Source organism: Cronobacter malonaticus LMG 23826 (genome assembly GCF_001277215.2).
Taxonomy (GTDB): domain Bacteria; phylum Pseudomonadota; class Gammaproteobacteria; order Enterobacterales; family Enterobacteriaceae; genus Cronobacter; species Cronobacter malonaticus.
The window spans coordinates 807,528-829,660 of record NZ_CP013940.1; the positions used below are offsets into that span (position 1 = coordinate 807,528).

Below are 22,133 nucleotides of genomic sequence, written 5' to 3' on the forward strand. Positions count from 1 at the left end.
ATTCAGTGAAAATGTCTAATCACTGGTTCGTTAGAAATGCCCATATGTTGAAAAGGCTGCTGCAAAAAAGTCTCTCGCAGCGGCCTCTTTAATATAACGTCATTGTGTGCATCATCTTTAATTATGGGTTTAACTCAAACTGTTCCCCGTTTATTAATTTTCGCAATAAGTCAAGTGCCTCAGATGAGTATTTTCCGACACCACTTTTCCCAGATTTAATGAAAACATGATAATTGTTGTCTGATGCTTTAATGTTGAAGTCGGTTAGTTTTCTTAATTTTTCGAATTCTTGATTAACATAGTGCCACGATCCCATGTCGAGAATCCTTGCCAGATCAGTCATTGTATATGGGAAACTAGCATTTAGTGCCTGCCCATTATTGAGTTCAGCGATACCATACATTTTTGCTAATGCATCATCATGCTCTGCAATATTGCGGAACATCTCAAAATCGTATGGAAGTTCTTGTTTAACAAGGGATTCTGATGCGAATGTGTACGTTCTGGCTAGAAATGCACGCACAAGTTTTGGATTAACGCTAATTTCCGGTGTATTAGATGATAACGCATCAAAAATCCAACCAAAATTATTTGCGTATATCACCTTGATTCGAACGCTTTTATTCTCACCAACACCGATTAGCAATTCCTTTTGATGAGAACCAGTGGCCTCGCAGTCCTTACTGAAGGAGACAAGATAAATATTTGGAATCAATGCATTATTGGGAGCGATGATTTCATCTATATCAGAGAGAATTGCCTTTATGTTTTCATCATTGATACTGTACCCAAAGAAAAACAAGGGGTGTTCAGCAAAATATGTTAGCAACTTAGCACTGATATATTTCTTACGTTTATAGAAATCAACATAATCTTCATTTGTAATAACAATACTTTCAACTTCATGACTGCTACCATGAATTTTCATGATTTCGCCATAAGATGAATAATTCACTTTAACAACGTTATGACCAACTATTGCCTGATAATTGTCAAATATTTTTTCTAATGTGTCGTCATAATTTGTTGTGATTATTGCATGAGGTTTTACTTTCCTTAATTTCTGAACTTCCTCTGTATATTCCATGTTCGAGAAATCAACGGAGTTTGATAATTCATTCAGAATGGATGCAATTTCATGCTTAATATAAATATCTTTTGGAGTCGTTCCTTCAAAGTATGTCTCTGGATAGCGATCCTTGCCATCATCCCAAGCCCATTCAGCATAGAAGTCACAAAAATCGCTAGCAATCAAAGGTTTGTTATCACCCTTTGTTTGGCTGTAGTAACCATAAGGGCGTTTGATCAAGGGGCATATTTCCGCTAGTTGCTTTAATAGACCTTCCCAGTCAGGCGCTTTTATATATCGTTGTGAAATACCTGCACCCATGAATAAAATGGGTTGGACTTGTAAGTTTTCAAGGCAAGATTTAACATCTTCGATTATTTCTTCTTGATATTCCGTAAAGTCCATATAGTTACCTCAGGGATAGGTGATTGCTATGTGATGCACCGCGAAACGGTTCGGGGCTTTGTGACACCCAAACTTTACCCCGGTTTCCCAGCGTTTCCTTTGTATATAATATCATTGAAGTTAATTGCGTTTCTCAGAAATCTTCTTAGGATGTGATTGCAATAACGGCAACACAGCGCACACATCGCGGCTGATCAGTGAGTATGAAGTGGTTTACTGAATTTGGCCGCCTGAATCGAGAGACAAAATGTCCGCTCCTGGCACTAAGCAGAAGTTCCCGAACAACGTAAGCTGGCATATGCCCTCGTTCCTCCGTGGGGACTATCGATCTATTTGCCGGTTGTGTTTAAGCAATATCGCCAGCGGCGTGAGCTCTCAGTGCATTCAATCAAGCTCACAAATCACACAGTCTTTACTTTTTTTAGATTCCCTAATGGTTTCGCGTCATAGCCTCAGCCAGATAAACCTGAGCTGCTTTAGGGGTATATGCCTTTCCGAGCATAAAGGATACTGTTTCTATGAAAACTGATCGCGAGAGCACGATTAGGAGATCAGAACCTGATTTGACATTGATACTGGCTATCAGCGATGGGCAGTTCTCGAATACATCTGACAATCATTTACCTCATTAAGTTTTATTTCCAGAAGTGCCGTGATCCAGCACGAGTGCTGATAATCAATATCACTTGGGTAATGATTGACAAGTTCACTAAACAACGAGCAGATATTTTAAAATTGCCTGCAGCTTCCACATCACCAGGCAGAGGCGTCAGACCCTTAGCACCATACGATTCATAGAGTAATTCCCAATATAGTTGATGCTGAATTTCTTTGTTCATGTTGAGGCAGTATATTGAAACAATGAGAATGAATCACACATATAAGCTCTCACAATCTTCCGCCGTTTTTGACTGTTGCAGATATACTTTTAGCAGGTTTTAAATGCCTGGAGATTTCTTTCTGTTCTCGACGGATTTTGTATGAATTAATTTCTTCATAATCCTTGTGTTTATTTATTTTTGATAAATCAACCAAGAGATTATTTCTTATCATCCACTTTACAATTCGCTTGTTGATATCTTTATAGAGAGGGCCGCCTTTATATTTATAGAAGTGAATATCATGAATTTCACTGATGAAATCAAGTATGGATAAGATTTCTTTATAATCACCAATGTAACTGTTAATGGTGAAATGGTCTTTATTAAGTTCTATTTTGAATCCATGTTCAGAAAGGTAATACAAGAAAAAGGCTGAGTCGAGATCGCAAAAATCTACATGCAGCGTTCTTCTGTCAAATTTATCAATATGCGAGAGAATGATATCATGTAATTCATAATCATATACATTTTCAATAAATCCTTTCCCTGAATGATCAATTTGATTGACATTGCATCCAGCATCTATTGCTACGGATAAAACTTCCGGGGAAAGGGGCATGAAGAGAATATTCATTCCTTTTTTATCGATGTGATTTATATCACAACCAGCATTAATTAATTCTGTCAATCCTTCAGCATTCCTGTAATGTTCAAAAATGCATGTGTAGCCATTAGTATCCGTATGCGAGGTGTCTAAACCCAGTTCAATCAGTTTCTTCAGTATTTCTGGATTTTTTTGATGAAAGAGCGCATTTTGCCCATGTCCGTTGATATGGTGTATATTAATTCCATAACTGAGCAGGCAATCCATGGCTTCCAGGGTTCTGCAGGCAAAAATGGCATTGTTGCCGTTACTGTTAACAGCATTAATGTCATAGCCTATTTTTAAAGCTTTCTTTATATCATCAGGTGATCTTGCATTGAAGAATGATTCAGAAATGGCAAGGTCTAATGCCTTTTCTAATAATCCCTTTTGTAATAAGGATATGACTAATTCCATAAACACCCCCATGAAAAAATGTTTAAGTCATTAGATATCAGAAATTCTGTGAAATGCAACAGCTGGGGAAAGGTGTTCATGATGTGCGGAATAAAAATTTCCACAAACCACCCGTGGATACATCAGAAACACCTGCAGTAAATTTACGCCTGTAACCTGCCGTCCGGACTATAGGACCAAACCTTCGCGGGAGATGCTACCATTACATCGGCAATGTTGAACCGGATTTTACATCACACACGTCGTACAAATAAAAGGAGAAGGCTATCGACTGAAGCAAAAACGGAAAGCCGGGGTTATCGCTGAAGCTAATCCTGAGTAAACAAGGTGGATCAACATTAGACCGTCGGTGGTGGCGGTATGCGGATCACTTTTTACCCGTTGTTGACCCCTGGCGCTCCCAAACCATTTCCAGTGCTCTGATGGTAAGTTTGTTGTCAGGTGAGAATTGAATTTCATTGCCCACCCCTCCGGTTTTTCTGGCGAACAGGTCGAGAACAACGACAAGATACGCCCAGAGTAAAGTAAGAGGCAGGGCGTAGTCGGTCCATGTCCCTGCCTCTCCTTTCCTGACAGGACGTAGACCCTGGCAAGTTGCATCAAAAGATAACAAATTTCTCAGTTCAACTTCCTTCTGGCTAGGTTAACTTGCAAGCAGGAAGTGCTTTTCATCGATTAGTGAATACGGTAGTTTTTTCAAACTAACTGAACTCTATTCGTATGACTTAAATCTTTAAGAAGGCAGGAGATTTGAATTTTGAAAAACTGGTCACCAGAGCATACTAAAGAAATCAAAGCTTGGCTTGACATAGATAACTATCGCAAGCTCGAAGACATCAGTTTAAATGCCTTGTATCACGAACTTTGGGCAAGAGCACTTCTGTACAAGCCTGGGCCTACTGACGAAGAAAAGAAAGGGCTATGGGTGTACATGACTGAAATTTTCAGTGGGAACCCCCATCTTTTCAAAGGGAAGCATCTCGATTATCCAACAGTTAACGATACTCTCTACAGTCCTCCACACATTTTTATCACGGATATCACCAGGCTTGCTGAACTTAGTGTGATGGCTCTTAGTGTGAATCTTTTCACCTGGGAGGAAGGAAACGATGAATATTGTGTTAATGCGCCTCATCACGAAGCTTATGTGTCACAACTCTTGTCCCCCTTATGTGAGAAAACGGTGTTGCTTGAAATCGATCTTGGTAGTGGTACTGACGATGAAATAGCCGAATCGATAAAAGCGGCCCTGCCACAATGGAGATCGGTAAAAGGAGTGGAAGTTAATGAAACCGGTATCGTTCGTTTCGGCTATGGAACCATTAAAAAAATTATAAATTACAGGTTGGTTGCGATGCTGGACATCTTACTTTGGGCAAAAAGGAAAGAACTAAGAATCTCAGATGATCGCCTCTCCCGGCTTCTTTATACTGATGAAGATGAAGAAACAACTACCCGTTTAGGGTATCACATTAAAGACTCAGATCGTCCGCTTGCGATGAAAGCTGCAACGATAGACTTCATTAGGCAGTTCAATTTTTTCATGAACCGAAATCCCCACCTGAAAAACATGAGAGTTTCAGATGTGATGAAACTCTCTGATTCTAACTGATCTCGAATTCCCGAAGTCTACTACTGCAGGGCAGACCGTAACCCTGCAGTTAGGAAGCTCGCTCCTTTCTTTTCCCAACTGTTCGTATAGTGATCCCATCACAACGACAAAGGGAAAACAAAATGAACAATCAAAATACCCGCCTAATTCGCTTGCCAGAAGTTATGAACAGAACCGGCTATGGCAAGGCCTGGATTTATCGTCTAATCAACGAAGGTTTATTTCCACAACCAATAAAAATTGGTTCGCGTGCAATTGCATTTGTCGAAAGCGAAGTAGATGAATGGATCGCATCTGCAATTGAACTTTCACGTAAAAATGCAGCCTGATTACGGGGCTAATGATGAGTGTATTAAATTTGGTGTGTAAAAATAAATGGTGCTATTCAACAATGAGCCGAGGGCCGCCTGATATTTTATAAGTAGTATTAGGTTAGGCTTTGGTATTAAGAAGTAATAACAATAGTCATTGGTGGAAATTATGATGGCATTTTTACCGTGACATTATAAATTAATAAGTACAGGAGATTTAAAATGAATAATTCAATCAGAGTACCGGAAGATAAAGATTTTGTATGTGCATTTGTGACTTCACCGGATAGCTTGTATGAGGCTATTGAAACCTATCGTAATTATGTAGATCCAGTCGAAGAGATAGAGTTTGAGCACGTCCTTCTTTATTTGTTGTGTTCTATACTGGTCGAAGGTGCTACAGATGTTACCATTAATGATGAAGTACGAATGTGTATTGAGCACCTTGTCAATGAAAAAAATATTATCAGAAAGAATAACGCAGGTAAAAAGGTGTAAAGTCTGTAATAAATTATCATGGGTACAGACAGCACAAGTCTGTACCTTCTTATTTTAATCCTACTGGTAATGATATATAAAAATTATGTGCTTTTGATAGCGGTCATGTGGTTTTGCTATAGTAAGCATTGCAGGATAGGAATATCCTAAACTTTCATTCTCTGCCCTTTGTTTTATTTAAGATAACTGAAAAATACAGGGTTTAAACGATACTGGTATTTGAACTCAGTAGGTATAATAACATTCGTATCAATCAGTTCATCGATGGCCCGATAAAATCGGGCTGGCGTAATATGTATATCTTCCTGCTGTGCGATGGATGTTGCACGGTGAAAGTTCAGGTAAACAGTGTTTTTATCTGGTGTGTATGAAGCGATTAATGTGAGAAGCCAAAACACATAGTGAGCAGTATTGTTCAGATTGCGTTGTTCATCTGATAATTTATTCTGGTAAAGGTAAGCAGGGAGTCTTTGCTTCATAAAGATATCCTTTGTTTTATTAAGTTTTTCGCTGGTGTGGGGCGTAAAATCACCGCGCTGTTATGTCTTTTAAAAGGGAATGCCGTCAGTTGGATATCTGTTTCTGGATTTTTTTACAGGCTTTGTTTTGCGCCCTGCGCGATAAAAGTTGAATGAAGTGGCAAAATCTTCAGTCTCAAGTCTGGATTTACTGAATTTATCCATCAGATCTTCATTGAAACGATGAGGAATACCTTTTACGCATAAATTAGAATTCAGGTAAACCTGACCGTCTTCAGCGTTACGGATCAGTATTTTCCTCTCAAATAATTCTCTGAATGCACGTGAAACATTCGATTTATTCAGTCCTAACTCTCTGGCAGTACGTGACTGTGAAAAGTCAGGGATAATATTTCCATAATCAATGACTGAGAAAAGATAAAGAACAATTCTGAATGCCGTTGGTGTCAGATCCATTCGGGCGAGTGTGGCCGTATTATCTTTAAAGACCATCGAAAAATCGTCACGAAAGGATGTCTTTTTACAGGCACTTGCTTTAACTTTTATTTCTTCCAGACCTTCGGGCATAACATCTAATGCTTCTGCAATGATTGCTTTTTGTTCTTTAGTTAACATAACACTTGTGTTTGACATAATGGCTCCTTTTTTATTATTGTGATAACAGATATGGCATATTAAATTTGTTTGTCAATATTATTAGTAATAAAAATTTTAAAATATTATATTTATTGCTCTGTGATTATTTTTTTAGTGAAATATTAAGGGTTGTCAGAGTTATTACGAAGGGTGCTAAATTTCACCATCACCCGTTATGTCATTAATAATTTTTGGTTCTGAAAGATACAACCAATATTCTATCTTAACTTGTTGATGTAATTGATTAATTTTCTTTTTGTATTTGCAAGATAAAAGAGTGATAAAGAAACAAGAAACCGAAATTTAGCTTTAGACTGACACAAAATTCCATTGTACACAGTTTGATAAACACTGCTATTGCTGATTTTCCTTCGTAATATTATTCCTTAAGTGAAGCCTGCGCACCTGTATGTTGCGCCACTGGGCTTCAGAACATTGCTATAGTGTTTAACTGTCAGTAGAAATACGCTTCGCGCAGGAGTTCAGACAGTTGGGTTTAGCTCTCAGCACAAATACGCTTCGCGCAGAGATTCAGACTGCTGAGTTTAGCGAAAGAGTGGACCCGACTACATGATTTACCCGTTAACTTAATACGGCTCACGCCGGAACCCCTTCGGAAAAATCCTTTCTGCTTCAGCGAGTGAGTGCTGTGGGCACTCAGCGGCGCTGCAAGAGGGATTAAACGTTGGGTTTTCATCTGACGGGTAAAAATAATCTACATATATCTGTCGTCGGGGGCGTGAGCCGGTGCGTAGCACTCTCTCAAAAAAATTCCTGAAGGGGTTTTATCTGAAATCTGGAAACTACCTGGCTTTTGAAAAAAGGAAGTGGTAATGCAATCGATCGGACTCAACATTGCAACAGCGTAAGCTGTTTCCAGTATTAAAAGAATAAATAGTTGTCATTTTAAAATAAAATATTTTCAATTTTGTATTGATTTAAATTTTAAAGCTGATAGTACTTAATTATAAAAACAAAAAAGGAGAGGGTTATGAGTAATATTTGTGTTTCTTCTCAGGAAGAAAAGTTTATATTTGTTGTTGATAAATATATAACACAGCATCGCGACAGTGTTAATAACAATATTTTTTACAGAAAACTTTATGTGCTTTTCGCTGGATACCATCTGAAGTATTTTTATTCACGGGCGCAATATCGCAATTCGTGTTATCACGTTGATAATATCATGCAGATGTTTATGGGTGTCGTTTCTACCCTGAAGGCCCCTCTGCTCAGGCAACTCGCAAACAGTGACACATTACTGCATTGCCTGAATTCGCTCGTGAATTATATTTCAGGCAATCTGGATGAAGCAGAGCACATTTATGCTGATTTACTGGCACAGTATGAAAAGAAACGCATTGCACGTTCTCTGGCTTATACACCACCAGGATCCGTGGTCAGGAAAAGGCTGTGAGGCAGCGGATACGTACTGGACAGGGGATGGCAGAGTGACATAAAAGCAGTCGTTTCCCGCAAGACATTACCGGGCATTAAAAAGGCAGGAGCCACCGGTCTGGTGTCCTGCCTGGCGGGATTGTTTTACTGTGGTCTTACTTATCAATGACCTGCCAGCCATCATCCCTTTTGATCAGCGTGACAGCCGCTGTGCGTTTTTCGTTATCGACAACAGCTGTTACATTGCATTTATAGCTTTTATCCGATAGTTTTTCGCAGTCATGCTTTTTGACAGATTTTAATTCCCGCAGTGCGTCTTTCGGGACATCTTTACCTGCTATGGATTTAACGATGGCATTCGTCTGCTCCATGACCTTATTCATCGCAGTGTAAATATCCTGCTCAGACGGTTCACCGGTACAGCCACTCAGCAAAAAAATGGACGCAATGAGTGTGGTAAATGCATATGTTTTCATAAAATAATCCCAGACTGTAGAGTACGTTATTGAATAAGGCCGGTTTTCATCTTGCTGTTGTTTTCAGAGATCGTCCACTTACTGACCGTTTCGCCTTTAAATTCGATTTCCAGCGTTTTGGCCTGCGTCTGTGAACCGCCTGTCAGCAACCCGACCACTGGAATGAATGTGGTGGCATCAAACTGATTGTTATCCATCGAATAAGTCCATTCTTCATTGCCACTATCAAGTGTAGTTTTGGTTTCGGGCTCACCTAATGCGGTAATGATTTCTGATTTCGTTGTTTTATTTTTTATAATTTTCGACTGCAGACTTTGTGCTGTTTCTTTTTTTAGATGCTGGTTGCCTGATGTTGAACAACCAGAAATAAGGAAAGCAGAAATAAAAAACACAGAAATCATGAATCTGTTCATAAGTTCTCTCATATTAATTTTTTATGTTTGCGGTGGTATGAAATTAATATCACCGTATAAAAACAACTCTGTCTGCATATTTCTTTTTAATAATGCAGATAAGAATAATGACGCTGGCAAAAAACGTAATGACTGAGACAGGAGTGCTGCCGGTCAATGAAAATACTAACCAGGCGAGAGCTAATGCCACGAATTGAAACAGGAATGCCACACTGAGCGGACTCTCACCGTAGGCGACTTTTGCATGGCAGCCTTTGCAAATCCGCACGCCGTGCGGGCTTTGTGTAAAGCAGAAGGGGCAGCTAATCGTTTTATTATCCATCATGACTCCGTGGCCTGATTTAAGGTGATGTATTTTTGAACATTTTCGATGAATGATCCGCTTTAGTAAAATTGCTTGTACCGATCGATGGATCTCTGTTAATAGGTTATAACTATCATAACAAGATTATCGATCTATATAAACGATCAATATTTTATTGACTATCACTAAAATATGGATTAGTTAACTTATGGTGCAGGATGGGGGTTATTTTTAACTAATTGTTCTTTAATGGGATTTGTTGTCATGGAATGACAGGGTGTCAGAAGATGCAGGTGCAGGATTTGGTGGAAAGGATGTGCAGTGGCATGTAACAGAGACATGCCCCTGCGCCTGAGAAGTGCCACAATATGGCCGAGCAATACAAACCACGAATGCAGACGACGCTGGCGGGGTATCTGACGAGCTGTATTGTGCAGTTTGCTCCTGAGTTGAATGACACCCACTGTTTCCTGTTGTCTTTCCAGACGAATTTTTTCTTCAAGCTGAAGGATTTTCTCCAGAATCGTTTCCCGGTTTGCAACCTGTTCTTCAGGCTCGCATGATGGCACTGGCACTGGCACTGGCACTGGCACTGGCACTGGCACTGGCACTGGCACTGGCACTGGCACTGGTACAGTCTGTTGTTGCTCTTTTTTCAGTAAGGCCAGGTGCTCTGGTGTAAAATCAATCTGCGTTTGCAGAGAAGACCAGCCATACTTTTTTCCAAGCTGAGACGCTTTAAAGGCAATACCCTGGTACTGAAATGAAAATCCATTCATTTTTCCGGTCGACGCGATATTGGGTTTACAGGTCACACCTTTCTGTTCCAGCATGTCGATAAAAGTCAGTAAATCGGGACGATGCGTTAAGACATTATCAATCAGGGTCTGCAACTGAGACTTAGGGCAGGGAACTGCTGTTCGTTCTGCCATCATCAGCTCATTGCGTGAGGGTTTTCTTTTAGCCTGAGGGCGACTGCTGGTTGCAGGTGTTGTTTCAGTGAGTCCGTGTATTCGCTCCAGTTCGCTGATAATGCGGGTGCTGATGAGATTTTCATTTTTCCCCAGGTACAGCTTTCCACCGGCCATGTTAATGCGACTTGCAATGATATGGATATGCTGCCCGTCGGTATCATCGTGAAGGATATAACAGCGAAGGTGCGTTTCAGTGAACCCCATCCGGGTCATATAATCGTCGGCGAATGCCGCCCACTGTCTGGCTGACAGTGTTTCTCCCTTTGGCAGGCGAAGTGAATTATGCCAGACGGGTTTGGCGACATCGGGACGCAATTGTTTAGAAATTTCAAACTCACTGATAAGCTCAGCCACCGAACTTCCGATCATATTACCACCGATGACATAAGGCATAACGTTGTGGTGTGGACCGGATTTGAGGCTGTAAAGCACCACTCCTGCAAACTGTTTACCCCTTTTTATTTTCTGCATGCCTTTCATCGGTCTTGCTCCAGAAATGTTGAGGGAATAAGGTGATCCCGAAGCGTTTTGATTTGTCTGCGCAGGGCAAAGAGTTCTGTACGGGTTAGTTCGCTGTCAGGACTTTTCTTGTCAAGATGATTCAGTAGGTAATTTAAATCCTGGGAAAGGCTGCCGAGTTTAATCCATGCTTCGCGATTTATTTCGGGCAGAACCGGTGGGAGTTTGTTCAGGGAAGCCATTCTCAACCATTCCCCTTTTTTATACTGGCCTCTTTTACTGTCGAGAATAGTTAATTCTTCTTCATTTAATCTGACACTGACGCAGTGGCTTCGTCTTTCATCAGGCGGAAGTTTGTCAGTATGGAATTTTCCACGCCTTGATAGTCTTGTTATGTCATTATTCATAGTTATCCTTGTATTGTTTGTTTATTACTACAGATAACGGATGATGTAAATAAGTCAATACGTCATGTGAAATATAATGCATATAATCAGAGAAAATAAAATAAGTAAGCCATTGGCTGAATGGCTTACTTATCAGGATTTATCAGGTCAGTTATCATGAAATGAAACCTGCTCAGGCTGAATAAAGGGCTAAATTATCACATTCTTTTTCTCTTCGGCGCATGGGTGATTTCTGGTTTCATGATTTTGAGAAAATCTTTTTTCTCTCTTCCGCTTATATAGTCAAAAATTTTATCAGAGTCAGCACGCTGTCTCAGTATATCGTCGTCCACTCTGATACCATTTCGAATAAACCATTTTACTGTCTCAATACCAGTATAGACACCAATATGTCTGTCATGATAACAATTATAAAACTGAACATGACTGATATCGGTATATTTTTTCAGTGAGGTAAAGAAGGACTTCATGTTTTTGACATATAATGCGAAGGTACAGTGTTCAGCGATAAGGATATTACGCCCTTTTTCATGAAGCAAAGCAATCAGAGGCAACGCCTCAGTTGAAATATGTTTAAATAAAACTGGTGTGCTGTCTATTCTGTCAACATGGCGTTTGAGGGCATTAATACTGAAATCATATATCCACCACTCGTCGTCAGTCGGAAGGTCCAGCACCGCTTTGCCATTATAATCTCTGTGGTTTATGTCACACCCTTTATTTACCCAGTAATCAAAGACGTCATGATCGTGGAGGTTGTAAAGAAGCGTTTGACCTTCATTATCTGTGCTGTGGATATCAACGCCCGCGTTAATGAGGAGTTCCGCACAATCTATGTCGTAGTGCTGCCAGTGAAGACAGGACTGGCCTTTATTATTTTTGTGATGAACGTTAATACCTGATTTTATCAATAGCCCCAGTGTTCGTGGGCTTTTTCTGCTAAACAGGGCATTATTACCATAACAATCTGTATGGTTCAGCGCTATGCCTGCTTCAATCATAGCTTTTAAAGCCCCGATACTGTCGCAACCGAAAAGGGCGTTTTCACCGTGTTCATTTAGTGTGTTAATGTCAATGCCTGCAGCAATGCAATTCTGGACGTCTTTTTTAGATATGCTGTCAAATAAATTATCTTCTGTATAGTTACTCATGGGGGGCTCCTTTTTTAAGCGGCCATTTTGTGCCAGGTATTATTGTTGTATTCATATTCTTTTATCTTAACGATCTCGTCATAGATCCGTGAAAAGGAAAACCATGAGATCTCTTTCACTTCTCTTTTTTTGTTTGTGTAAATGATATTGCAGCCACGAAAAGAAAATGACTGATAAAAAGCGTCGTTATTCTCCTCTTTAAGGAAACGAGTAAAGGCTTTTATGGTCTCTTTTTTGTCCATGCCATAAGAGAAAAAGGTATGGATAGCAAATATGGTCAAAATGTTTCTTTCCGTCACCATATGTCTGGAAAAATAATTAAGATAAAAATCATGATCTTCAGTGCTATTTTTACAGAATACTGAGAAGTGCGGGTTATACAGGCGGTAGAGGTCTGTATTCTTTTTTGTTTTAGAGAGGTAACTTGTCAGGGTTGAGTGGTTTTGTTTTTTCATTTTTATTCTCCTTTATTATTTTTATTGATGGAATGAATATATATTATTAAATAATTAAAAATCAAATTTATTTTTAATAATGAAAAATAAGTAAACGTTTTCTTTTTATATGATTAATTTAATGCGATGTTTTATATAAATAAATTTATATTTAGCAAAAAGTGTTTTTTTTATTTCGCGGTTGATTGGTGGGTTTTTGTTTCCCAATGCTTAGGAGGAAATGTGTTCCATTAAAGATTTTATGTTTGAGGCGAATCTTATTGTAGCGGGGGAATGTTATATCTTTTACTCCAGGTTTAATTTTCAACTTTGTGTCTGAGACACAATATGTGATGGTGCTATGATAATCGTAAGTATCCCGTCAAAACGAATCATTCACTTTAAACCTTTTCCGACATATTGGTTATATATTCTGAGTAAATCATAATGCAAAAGGCCCAGTGTGCAGACTTACGCCAGCCCAACCAAGCCGTAGTGCTTTAGTTCTGGGGATTAGGTATGGTGGAAAAAAGCGACTCGTTAAGCTTGCTGATCTCTATGTATTTCAGGAGTCGGTCAGTAAGTTAACGATCCAACGAGGCTCATCAATCATAAGGGATTTATCTATCTCGATAGTATTGATACGGACGTTGTACGTACGTATCAGTCTTGCGAGACCCTCACGGATTTTATCGCCGTCATAGATAGCAATCTCTTCAATATTGTTACCGATGAAAGTTTCGGCTGCCTGGACGGCTATCTGTTCAGACATACCAACGTTATCAGCCATCTGGCGTGCTGCAATGACTTTGCTTTCAAGAGTTAGGATGACCGGCCTGTAGCCTGCACGTTTGTTTTCGACACAGCGCGAAATCAATTTCTCCATAGGTGCGGTGGTCACGTGGAATGCAGTAGTACCCACCTGAAAATCACCCTCACGGTCAGTGTGTAAGTCAGCTGCATTGGCTCTGTCACTGCCGATTTTAACATTGGGAAAGCGCAATTGGAGTTTGGCTCCAATAAGATGCTGTAGCACAGCTCCAGTGGGTTTGTCTGAACGTTCCGCCGACGCTTTAAGAATATCGCTTACCACAGATGCAACTGGCTTGTTGTAATCTAGGTCGACTGTTATTCTCTGTTTGTCAAAATAGTCCAGACGCACGCATTGAGTGAAGAAAGCTTCGAGCTGGTTGGAAACCAGTTTTGTGTCGACAGGCTCATTTCCATTTACTTGAGTATTGTTAAGTACATCCCGAAATGCAGCAGCAAGGAAAATAGTCCCTCTGGACGTACGCCCACCTTCACGGGTAAAAACGCGGGTTTCGCCATGTTGTTCCAGAATCTTTGATATGGTGGCACCACTGAGCCCTCGTACTTGGCTTTTTCCTTCGCTGTACAGACGTTCGTCAGTAATAGGCATACCATCAGCCATCATACGTGAGACGATCAGTCCTGCATTCATTACATTGGTATTTATCGCGCCACTCTTGGCTCGTTCACCTTCGTACCAGGCTTTCGCCGCTGCAAGATACGCTTCGGAGTAATTCAACTTATTCATTCACTTTTATTCCTTGCGCTTTTTTTGCGGCCTCAAGGTGAGGGAGGATCATGTGCCGGGCGACCCAGCCAACAACAGGAACAGCGACGGCATCCCCAAAACCATATTGAATTTGTGAGTCGCGCAAATTTTCCAGCGTGTACCAGCCAGCCCCCATCAGACGTGCATACTCAAGTCCGGTCATCCACCTGATTTTGAGTGCGCCCCTACCCATGATCACCACCGCCTGTTTGGAGGAACCGCCACGTGCTGTGCGTAAACATCCTGAAATGTCTTCTGCTCTCATTTCCCATACGGGAATGCCATTACGAGTTCTACGATAGGCTGTGCGGGCAGTTGTACAGTCTAGATTGACAAAATGTTCTAACCTTTCACGCTGTACCGATGCCATGGACTCTTTAAAAAGAGAAACTTTATCAGCATTCCACCACCGAGGGTCGCTGTCTGGGATAGCCTCAATCTCAAGAGTGAACCCTTGGCTTAGTAGCTCAGGTGCTTTAGGTAAAGGCATCATGAAGGTGCGTACTTCAGCATCTTTATGCAGCCAGGAAAGCCAGTCTGGTCTCAGGCACGAATCCTGTTCGCCTCCATCAATAGGATTTTTTGCTCCTATCAGGAATAACCTTGGTCGGGACTGTGGCACAAAACGTCGGGCGTCCAGAGTGATTGCGTCGACTGCATAACCTAACTCATTAAATTCTTTAACCGCAGCTCTCAAATCTTCTCTGTTATGGGAGGATGCAAGGCCTGTGACATTTTCGAGGACGATCACTTCAGGCTTGCGTTCATTCATCCCTGCAAGCAAATCAGTAAATCCGAAGAAGGCGGACGATTCCCTGCCTCCCCGCAGGCCGACACGCTTACCCGCCAGACTAAGATCAGTGCAGGGAGAAGAGGCCCAAGCAACATCTGCAGTTGGCAGGTCTTCGCTATTCAGGGTATGAATGTCTGCCAGAAAAAGCTTGTGAGTTTTCCAATGGCCTTCATACATCGATTTTTTGTTCAGGTCATAGTCATTAGACCAAACAGTCTTGATTCCCGCCTGCTCCATCCCAGCTCTCGCCAGGCCGATACCAGCAAAGAATTCCAAAGCGGTCCATTCGGCATCGCCCCGAATCGGTATAATATTCACTCAAAGTCTCCCGTTTTCATGTGCCTATCATCCCACAAAATACTCAGCTAGGTACATACTCTCAGTGGAACCCCACCTTGGTTATTTAGCATCTGCAAGATAGCCATTAAACTTCATGGTATGACTAGGCGAGTTCGCATTTATGTAAGCCTATATTGTTGAATGAATTTGCTCTAACGACTAGCGACGAGAGTGTCCGGTAGGCAACGATTTCTGGTCTTCAATCCTCGAAACTGTAAACCAGTTTATCCAACGCTCAGTGGATGAACGGGCATAGCTGAGCGTTTTGGCAGTGTCTCTGCCACGGTCACCACGATGCTACATCAGCATGGTGATCAATCTGCGGGTGTGGGTCTTGTCATGGGTTTTATGAAGCGTTTTATGTATCGGGCATCGTTCGCTACGGAGAAGAAGTGCTACGATCTGCTTCGCTCAGTGCGTGCTGAGTTCCCTCAAACTGTTTTACTATTCCGAGCATCTATTTAGGACGATCTGTTGATGAGATTTGGCATTGAATCCGCACAAAAAATTACCATTCCCATGAACAGAAGTTTTGTGATTTAATCATCATGAAGGGTAAGTTTTTTCTTAAAATTAAGCTATATCAAAGAGAATGCTTAGCTTGCTAATCAATTGACTTGCAAAGGACCTGATATGCAGTGTTTAGATTTAACATTTGAAGTCATCAGCAATACCAATGCTACCGCCAACTATACGGGTGGTTGCTCTGGAGAACGTAGTGACTGTTGTACTCGTGTATGCACGCGAGCTGGTAACGACGAGCAAAACTCAGCGTCGAATTTAGATGCTTGGGAAAAATACTTGGAGGTTAACGCCGGCGTTCTCCAATATTAATCTAAATTCAAAATCGCCCTTGATGGGCGATTTTGTTGGGAATATACAATGGACTCCAAAAAATATAAAATAAAAGAAACTGTGGATATTTTTATATCGAATGAAGATAATACTGATAATGTCAAACTCACATTTCATGTGATGACAACGCGTGATAGATTAGAAATAAAAACTAATAAAAATGTCGCTCGATTTATTGCCAGCCTTGATGGTATAAAAACTATAAATGATATAGTTACTGAGATGGGGTCCCTACGCTCAAAAGATGTCGATAAACTAATTGCTTTTTTACTAAATCAACATTTTATTTATGATGTAAATAACATTTGCGATATTGAACCTCGTTTTTCACGACAAATTACATTTTGGGACGATTTTGTCCTTGAACGACCTGGTGTAGAAACTCAACATATCTTGGAGAGCAAAAAGGTTGTTTTATTTGGGTGTGGAGCTGTAGGAGCCAAAATTATAGAAATACTTGTCCGCGCAGGTGTTAAAAATATAGTTTTGGTTGATTATAAGTCCCTTTCAAAGTCAAATGCAGCAAGGCATTGTTATTATAACTATAAGAAAATCGGAAAACCAAAGGTAGATGTCCTGTCAGAATTTTTGAGTTGGATCGATAGTCGAGTAATAATAACAAAACATTTTGAAAAACTTATACCTACTACTAATCTATCCTCTATCATTTCTGATGATACAGATCTGATTATTAATACTTGTGATGAGCCTTATATAGGTCATACTTCTTTAAAACTTGGTAGATATGCACAAGCAAGAGCTATTCCGCTGTATGTATCAGGTGGATTTGACGCCCACTTAATGAGTTCAGGAGAATTAATATTCCCTCCACATACACCCTGTATAGATTGTGCCCAAAATACGTTTTCAAAGGCATTAAAAGGATGGAAGCCTGTATATAGTATAGTCAATAATCCTCAACTGGACCTTTCAAAATCTGTCTATGATAATTATATTCCAGGAGGGCCTGGTGGATTAGCAATGATGAATGGTTTTTCAGCTAATCTAAGTTGCATGAAATTAATTCACTTCCTGTTGGATGATTCAGCATTTTCATATGTAAATAGTCGGTATGAATACCTTCCAAACGAAGGCAAAATGACTAATTTTGAATTGGTAAAACAAAGTGGATGCAAAATCTGTAATGAATAATTTTAGACTGCGACAAAGTATTGGTATCGTCGTAAATGATGATACTGTAGAGTTTTTTAAATCCAATATTAGAGAAAGTATAAAAATAAAAATCAACTTTCCAAATATAGTTGAACTCTTAAAGATGTTTGATGGGCAAACTTCTCTTCAAGAAATTGTAGCAAATTATTCAGGAATCGATATTCAACAACTTGAAAAATTAGCTTTGTTTTTGAATGAAAACAATATAATTATCGATCAAGATTGCCAATACCCTGCAGAGCTTGTCACTGAACAATATAGAATGATCAATACATTTGAAGACTACTGTCATACCACCAGTGAGGTTTTAGAATGTATAATTAATCTTAAAAAATCAAAAGTAATGATTGTAGGTATTGGAGCAGTCGGTAGTAATGTGGCAACGTATCTTGCTCATTGCAATGTTGGTTCGATAATATTTGTAGATCACGATAATGTAGATATAAGTAATTTACATCGTCAGTTTTATTTCGAGGATGAAATTAACTCTGATAAAAATATAGCGTTACTCAACTCTTTGAAAAAGATATCTCCAGATATTAAGATTGACATTATCAATGACATTATCGATGATGATTTTTTTAAAAGAAATATTCTACCCTCTGATATAGATTTGATAATAAACTGCGCTGATGAACCTAATGTGGATTACACCAGTAAAATAATCGCCCTCTTTAGTATGATTCATAATATCCCACATATAGTTGGCGGGGGATATAATCTTCATCAAACCCTTATCGGTCAGACAATTATTCCATTTAAGTCAGCATGCTTTAATTGTTTTAACCTATTTTTAGGAAAAATAAATAGCAAAGACCTTGTTAATGTGAAGAAATTGCACCGGGTAAAACGAAAATTAGGTTCATTTTCACCACTATCAGGTCTGGCTGCAAGCCTTGCAAGCTTGGACGCTATAAAATTACTTGCCGGGAAAGTAGATCACTTGCAACAAGAAAATAAAAGAGTCGAATTTAGTCTTAGAAGTTTATCTTTTAACGTCCAAGATGTTCCACGTGATCCTGAATGTGATTGGTGTAGAGGAAAGTATGAATAAGATCATTTTTGAGGGAATAGCCACCCATAATTTAAAAAATTTAGATGTTACTATACCATTTAATACAATAACCGCTATTTATGGCCGTTCGGGCGCAGGAAAAAGTTCTTTAGCATTTTCATCAATTTATCAATTATGCAAAGATGAGTTTGATGCTGTAGAAAACGGTTATTTGAATGAAAGTGATTATAAAGTTGCAAATTTCAGTGGGTTAATTCCCGCTGTTGCGATACCACAAAGAAACACAAATAACAACCCTCGTTCAACTATATATTCATATCTGAATATAGCTCAAGCTTTGTCATCTTTAAAAATCAAAAGAAACGTAGCAGTACCTAATTATGATAAATTAAAAATAAACAATTATAGAAATGAATGTCCACACTGCTTAGGCCTTGGCGAGATAGTTAGTGTGGATGAATCTGAATTAATTAATGAAAAATGTAGACTAGATCAAAAACCATTTTTATGTTGGCGGACTGGTGAGTTATCTGATTATTATCACCAATTACTTATGGTCTATTGTGATAAAAATAATATAAAAGTAGATGATACTTTTGATTCACTATCACTTGAAAAGAAAAACCTAATACTATATGGAGAAAGCGCTGAGAAATTATCTTTTAGATTTAAACACAAAGGAAAAACGAAGCAAAGAAGAGCTTTTTATAAAGGCGTAATGTCTTTTGCTAATTCGAATATAGGACGGAGCCAAAACAATTCAAAGTATAAAAAGGAAGAAAATTGCTCATTTTGTAATGGAAGCAGAATTAACCAAGAAACAGCCCAACTTGATGTTTTAGGATTTACATTTGATGAATTTTTACTATCTCCTATATCTGAATTATGTAATACCCTGAAAAAAACTATAGGTGACTCAGTATTAATTAGAGTGTTGTCCTCAATAAATAATATGGGATTGGGATATTTAAATTTGTCTCGTTCAATTCCCAGTCTTTCTGGGGGGGAAATACAAAAACTTATTTTCAGCAGGCTTTTAACATCTAATACAACAGGTATTCTGATTGTTATCGATGAAATATCATCCCAAATTAACCCTGTCGATTTTGAAGTTATCTTTCAAAAGCTAAAAAAATTATCAGAAAAAAACACAGTTATTTTAGTAGAGCACTCGCAGTATTTCATAGATCTTGCTGATCAGCAAATCCATGTTGGTAAATACGCTGGTTCTTCTGGTGGGGAAATTTGTGAAAAAGAAAAAATTCAGCCGCAAAGGAACCTCAATCCCAAAAATAATATATCTGATTACTATTATTTTGAAGGGCTTAATAAAAATAACATCATTAATCAAAATATACGTATCCCTAAAGAGTGTGTTACTGTTTTTTCTGGAATCTCCGGATCGGGGAAATCATCTTTAGCTAAAGCTATTTGTAGTCTTACCGATTCGATTTATATAAGCCAAAAATTGTCATCATATACAGGACGTTCTACTGTCGCAACTATCACGGATTTGAATAAATTAATTGCAGAATTTTTCTCCGATATAACAAAATTAGATATAGAGTATTTCCTTCCAAACAAACTTGGTGGATGTAAAGTTTGTGAAGGTAAGGGCGTGATAAAATATGAAAGGGGTTTTGAAAAGGATATCTACATATCATGTCATAAATGTGAGGGTAAACTGTTTGACCACAATATAGATGAAGTAAAGTCTCAGATTAATGGTATGAATATAATAGATGTATATGATACTGAGTTGAAAGAGTTAAGCTCTTTTTTTAATAACACTAAGATTAATACTATTCTTGAAACTATCCATTATCTTGGAATATCACATTTGAAACTTAATAGAAAAACGCAGTCCCTGTCAGGTGGTGAAATGCGTAGAATAAAATTATGTGAAATACTATCTAAGTCCAGAAAAACAAACAAAATATTGTTTATTGATGAACCTGTCGCTGGACTTGATTCTGAGACGGCTTCGAAGGTGCTGAATTTTATATATCAAAAATCTAAATTATTCAATGCAATTGTTATTATAGAGCATAGGCCTGAGGCAGATGACTATGCCGACTTTAAAGTACTAATTGGTCCTTTGTCTGGAAAGCAAGGTGGGCGAGTTATAGAACAAAAGATCATTGAGTCAGTTAGATGAATTTAATTAACACACTATCTAATTAGTATGTGTAGTTATGATATTAATTTAATGAAATATAAAGGGTGATATTTTGGAAGAGTTAAGAATCGATTTTTAAATTAGTGTTGTTATATATTTTAATCACATGAGATGAAGACATCTTGTTAAACTTATATACCCATGATCATCAAAGACGGTTGATTGTCTGCAATTGAGATCATGGGCTGTCACCTTTTTAAATTTTTACTGAACGTTATAAAATTGAACTGGAATGTCTGCACAGTTCCTGAGATGATAAAAGAGTTAATGATTCGATCAAAGCCGTACTGTCGGCTTATGTAGGCTGCAGTTCGTCATGATAATTCCAGCCTACATCTTCACAACAAGACCATAGATAACCACATTTATAATCACTAAATTTAGGAAATGACGCAAGTTCGATAGGTCGGATCTCCTTATCACTGACAAATTAGACTGAAGAGCATAGTGTGATTCTGGTAATTATCAAACCAGACAAGTCCGTATTGGATAAGATTACCGAAGGTTTTAAATAGCTATCATATGTTTAACTGTTCAGAACGCTGTAAGAAGAACGGAAAATTGAAGTGGACTCATTAACGGATTGCAATAATAATTATCTTTTTCAATTCTTTGATAATATTAATCTGGAACTGTGTTCAATGATATCTTGAAATGAACCTCCCTTTACCTCTAACCGGATGGATAGAGTTAAATTAAAAGAATCTACAATTCAAAGTTCGATTTTGACTATTAGTTTACCTACGTGTAAAAACTAACGGGATGCCTTGGTATATAAACTTAAATTTATCTTATGCAAAATGATTGATAAAAATGAGAGCTGCAATTTAAGCACTAGTTTTCCATATAAAATAAATAGTTGCGATTGTCTAATCTGTTGTAGTAAATGTGCAGACATTGAAAGAGAAAGACCAGGTTTTTCTTTTCTAACCGAAGGGAAGAAAAGCAAGGGGAAACCGGAGAAGCAAGCGCAGCGGCTTCGCAGAGTTAGCCCTTGCTTCTCTTATAATTGGCATTATTCATTCAAGAACAATAGGATCTTCGCTTGTACAAGCGAAGCTATAATAAAAACAATCAATTAATTATTTTAAAAGTATTAAACAAGAACCTATTGACATTCATAAAATACAAGTTATTTATAATGTATGCCATAAATAAAAAGTTTTATGTCATATGTATCCTGCACTATGTGCAGTTAATGTACCACTTGTCCCATAGATGGGAATATTGGAAAGGTTACTTTGTTTTGAAGTAGCCTTTCGTCCTTCAATATTAACGATTACTTATTGCTAT

Annotated in this window: 20 protein-coding genes and 3 pseudogenes; 8 read left to right on the forward strand and 15 right to left on the reverse strand. The window is 38.7% G+C overall.

What is annotated here, in order from left to right; genetic code table 11:
* Positions 1 to 121 precede the first annotated feature (121 nt).
* Both AFK66_RS03805 and AFK66_RS03810 read right to left on the reverse strand, forming a co-directional pair.
* Positions 122 to 1,474 (reverse strand): SIR2 family NAD-dependent protein deacylase, encoded by a 1,353-nt coding sequence (locus AFK66_RS03805; protein ID WP_007777577.1) that lies wholly within the window; start codon positions 1,472 to 1,474, stop codon positions 122 to 124.
* An 888-nt stretch (positions 1,475 to 2,362) separates the two neighbouring features.
* Positions 2,363 to 3,355: an ankyrin repeat domain-containing protein gene (locus AFK66_RS03810; RefSeq protein ID WP_000424355.1), complete on the reverse strand. Its 993-nt coding sequence runs from the start codon at positions 3,353 to 3,355 to the stop codon at positions 2,363 to 2,365.
* Between the two features lie 174 nt (positions 3,356 to 3,529).
* Between AFK66_RS03810 and AFK66_RS21045 the strand changes: the two are divergent.
* Positions 3,530 to 3,677: pseudogene (locus AFK66_RS21045) on the forward strand (ATP-binding protein); the annotation flags it as partial.
* A 66-nt stretch (positions 3,678 to 3,743) separates the two neighbouring features.
* On the opposite strand, the pseudogene AFK66_RS22890 reads toward AFK66_RS21045, so the two are convergent.
* Positions 3,744 to 3,872: pseudogene (locus tag AFK66_RS22890) on the reverse strand (IS3 family transposase); the annotation flags it as partial.
* A gap of 240 nt (positions 3,873 to 4,112) precedes the next feature.
* Between AFK66_RS22890 and AFK66_RS03815 the strand changes: the two are divergent.
* The 3 genes from AFK66_RS03815 to AFK66_RS03820 all read left to right on the forward strand — a co-directional run bounded on the left by AFK66_RS03815 (position 4,113) and on the right by AFK66_RS03820 (position 5,776).
* Positions 4,113 to 4,967 (forward strand): DUF6387 family protein, encoded by an 855-nt coding sequence (locus AFK66_RS03815; RefSeq protein ID WP_000800614.1) that lies wholly within the window; start codon positions 4,113 to 4,115, stop codon positions 4,965 to 4,967.
* Positions 4,968 to 5,089: 122 nt separating this feature from the next.
* On the forward strand, positions 5,090 to 5,296 hold the full coding sequence (locus AFK66_RS21050; protein WP_007777564.1) for a helix-turn-helix transcriptional regulator: 207 nt from the start codon (positions 5,090 to 5,092) through the stop codon (positions 5,294 to 5,296).
* A gap of 204 nt (positions 5,297 to 5,500) precedes the next feature.
* Complete coding sequence (locus AFK66_RS03820) at positions 5,501 to 5,776, forward strand: hypothetical protein (protein ID WP_001065761.1); 276 nt, start codon at positions 5,501 to 5,503, stop codon at positions 5,774 to 5,776.
* Between the two features lie 173 nt (positions 5,777 to 5,949).
* Here the strand turns inward: AFK66_RS03820 and AFK66_RS03825 are convergent, their stop codons facing one another.
* Both AFK66_RS03825 and AFK66_RS03830 read right to left on the reverse strand, forming a co-directional pair.
* Entirely contained in the window at positions 5,950 to 6,255 is a 306-nt protein-coding gene (locus AFK66_RS03825; protein ID WP_000813690.1) for a hypothetical protein, read from the reverse strand.
* A gap of 69 nt (positions 6,256 to 6,324) precedes the next feature.
* Positions 6,325 to 6,888 (reverse strand): helix-turn-helix domain-containing protein, encoded by a 564-nt coding sequence (locus AFK66_RS03830; protein WP_007777561.1) that lies wholly within the window; start codon positions 6,886 to 6,888, stop codon positions 6,325 to 6,327.
* Positions 6,889 to 7,882: 994 nt separating this feature from the next.
* Here AFK66_RS03830 and AFK66_RS03835 point away from each other — a divergent pair.
* Positions 7,883 to 8,308: a hypothetical protein gene (locus AFK66_RS03835; RefSeq protein WP_000065074.1), complete on the forward strand. Its 426-nt coding sequence runs from the start codon at positions 7,883 to 7,885 to the stop codon at positions 8,306 to 8,308.
* A gap of 136 nt (positions 8,309 to 8,444) precedes the next feature.
* Here AFK66_RS03835 and AFK66_RS03840 read toward each other — a convergent pair whose 3' ends face one another.
* From AFK66_RS03840 to AFK66_RS23210, 10 genes and pseudogenes are all read right to left on the reverse strand, one after another.
* Positions 8,445 to 8,765 carry a hypothetical protein gene (locus AFK66_RS03840; protein WP_007777557.1) on the reverse strand — a complete coding sequence of 107 codons (321 nt, stop codon included), beginning with the start codon at positions 8,763 to 8,765 and terminating at the stop codon, positions 8,445 to 8,447.
* Between the two features lie 26 nt (positions 8,766 to 8,791).
* Positions 8,792 to 9,178, reverse strand: a complete 387-nt coding sequence (locus tag AFK66_RS03845) for a hypothetical protein (RefSeq protein WP_001079016.1) — start codon at positions 9,176 to 9,178, stop codon at positions 8,792 to 8,794.
* 49 nt (positions 9,179 to 9,227) lie between these two features.
* The gene (locus AFK66_RS03850; protein ID WP_001594380.1) at positions 9,228 to 9,500 is read right to left on the reverse strand and encodes a hypothetical protein; all 273 of its coding nucleotides are present in this window, start codon (positions 9,498 to 9,500) and stop codon (positions 9,228 to 9,230) included.
* Positions 9,501 to 9,688: 188 nt separating this feature from the next.
* On the reverse strand, positions 9,689 to 10,936 hold the full coding sequence (locus tag AFK66_RS03855) for a relaxase/mobilization nuclease domain-containing protein (protein ID WP_038882246.1): 1,248 nt from the start codon (positions 10,934 to 10,936) through the stop codon (positions 9,689 to 9,691).
* Positions 10,933 to 11,322 (reverse strand): hypothetical protein, encoded by a 390-nt coding sequence (locus AFK66_RS03860; protein ID WP_007777547.1) that lies wholly within the window; start codon positions 11,320 to 11,322, stop codon positions 10,933 to 10,935. Before AFK66_RS03860 ends, AFK66_RS03855 begins: the two co-directional genes overlap by 4 nt.
* A gap of 197 nt (positions 11,323 to 11,519) precedes the next feature.
* Positions 11,520 to 12,473, reverse strand: a complete 954-nt coding sequence (locus tag AFK66_RS03865) for an ankyrin repeat domain-containing protein (protein ID WP_007777545.1) — start codon at positions 12,471 to 12,473, stop codon at positions 11,520 to 11,522.
* A 14-nt stretch (positions 12,474 to 12,487) separates the two neighbouring features.
* Positions 12,488 to 12,928, reverse strand: a complete 441-nt coding sequence (locus tag AFK66_RS03870; protein ID WP_007777535.1) for a hypothetical protein — start codon at positions 12,926 to 12,928, stop codon at positions 12,488 to 12,490.
* Between the two features lie 544 nt (positions 12,929 to 13,472).
* Positions 13,473 to 14,465, reverse strand: a complete 993-nt coding sequence (locus tag AFK66_RS21060) for a DUF4928 family protein (RefSeq protein ID WP_007777521.1) — start codon at positions 14,463 to 14,465, stop codon at positions 13,473 to 13,475.
* Complete coding sequence (locus AFK66_RS03880) at positions 14,458 to 15,597, reverse strand: DNA cytosine methyltransferase (protein ID WP_007777519.1); 1,140 nt, start codon at positions 15,595 to 15,597, stop codon at positions 14,458 to 14,460. Before AFK66_RS03880 ends, AFK66_RS21060 begins: the two co-directional genes overlap by 8 nt.
* Positions 15,598 to 15,780: 183 nt before the next feature.
* Positions 15,781 to 16,020: pseudogene (locus AFK66_RS23210) on the reverse strand (IS630 family transposase); the annotation flags it as partial.
* Positions 16,021 to 16,500: 480 nt separating this feature from the next.
* Here AFK66_RS23210 and AFK66_RS21070 point away from each other — a divergent pair.
* From AFK66_RS21070 to AFK66_RS03890, 3 genes are read left to right on the forward strand one after another with little or no spacing between them, the layout of a single operon-like run.
* The gene (locus AFK66_RS21070; protein WP_007777516.1) at positions 16,501 to 17,625 is read left to right on the forward strand and encodes a ThiF family adenylyltransferase; all 1,125 of its coding nucleotides are present in this window, start codon (positions 16,501 to 16,503) and stop codon (positions 17,623 to 17,625) included.
* Positions 17,618 to 18,700: a HesA/MoeB/ThiF family protein gene (locus AFK66_RS03885; RefSeq protein ID WP_007777514.1), complete on the forward strand. Its 1,083-nt coding sequence runs from the start codon at positions 17,618 to 17,620 to the stop codon at positions 18,698 to 18,700. The genes AFK66_RS21070 and AFK66_RS03885 overlap by 8 nt, the downstream gene beginning before the upstream one ends.
* Positions 18,693 to 20,819, forward strand: coding sequence for an ATP-binding cassette domain-containing protein (locus AFK66_RS03890; protein WP_032175260.1), 2,127 nt, complete (start codon positions 18,693 to 18,695; stop codon positions 20,817 to 20,819). The genes AFK66_RS03885 and AFK66_RS03890 overlap by 8 nt, the downstream gene beginning before the upstream one ends.
* Positions 20,820 to 22,133 lie beyond the last annotated feature (1,314 nt).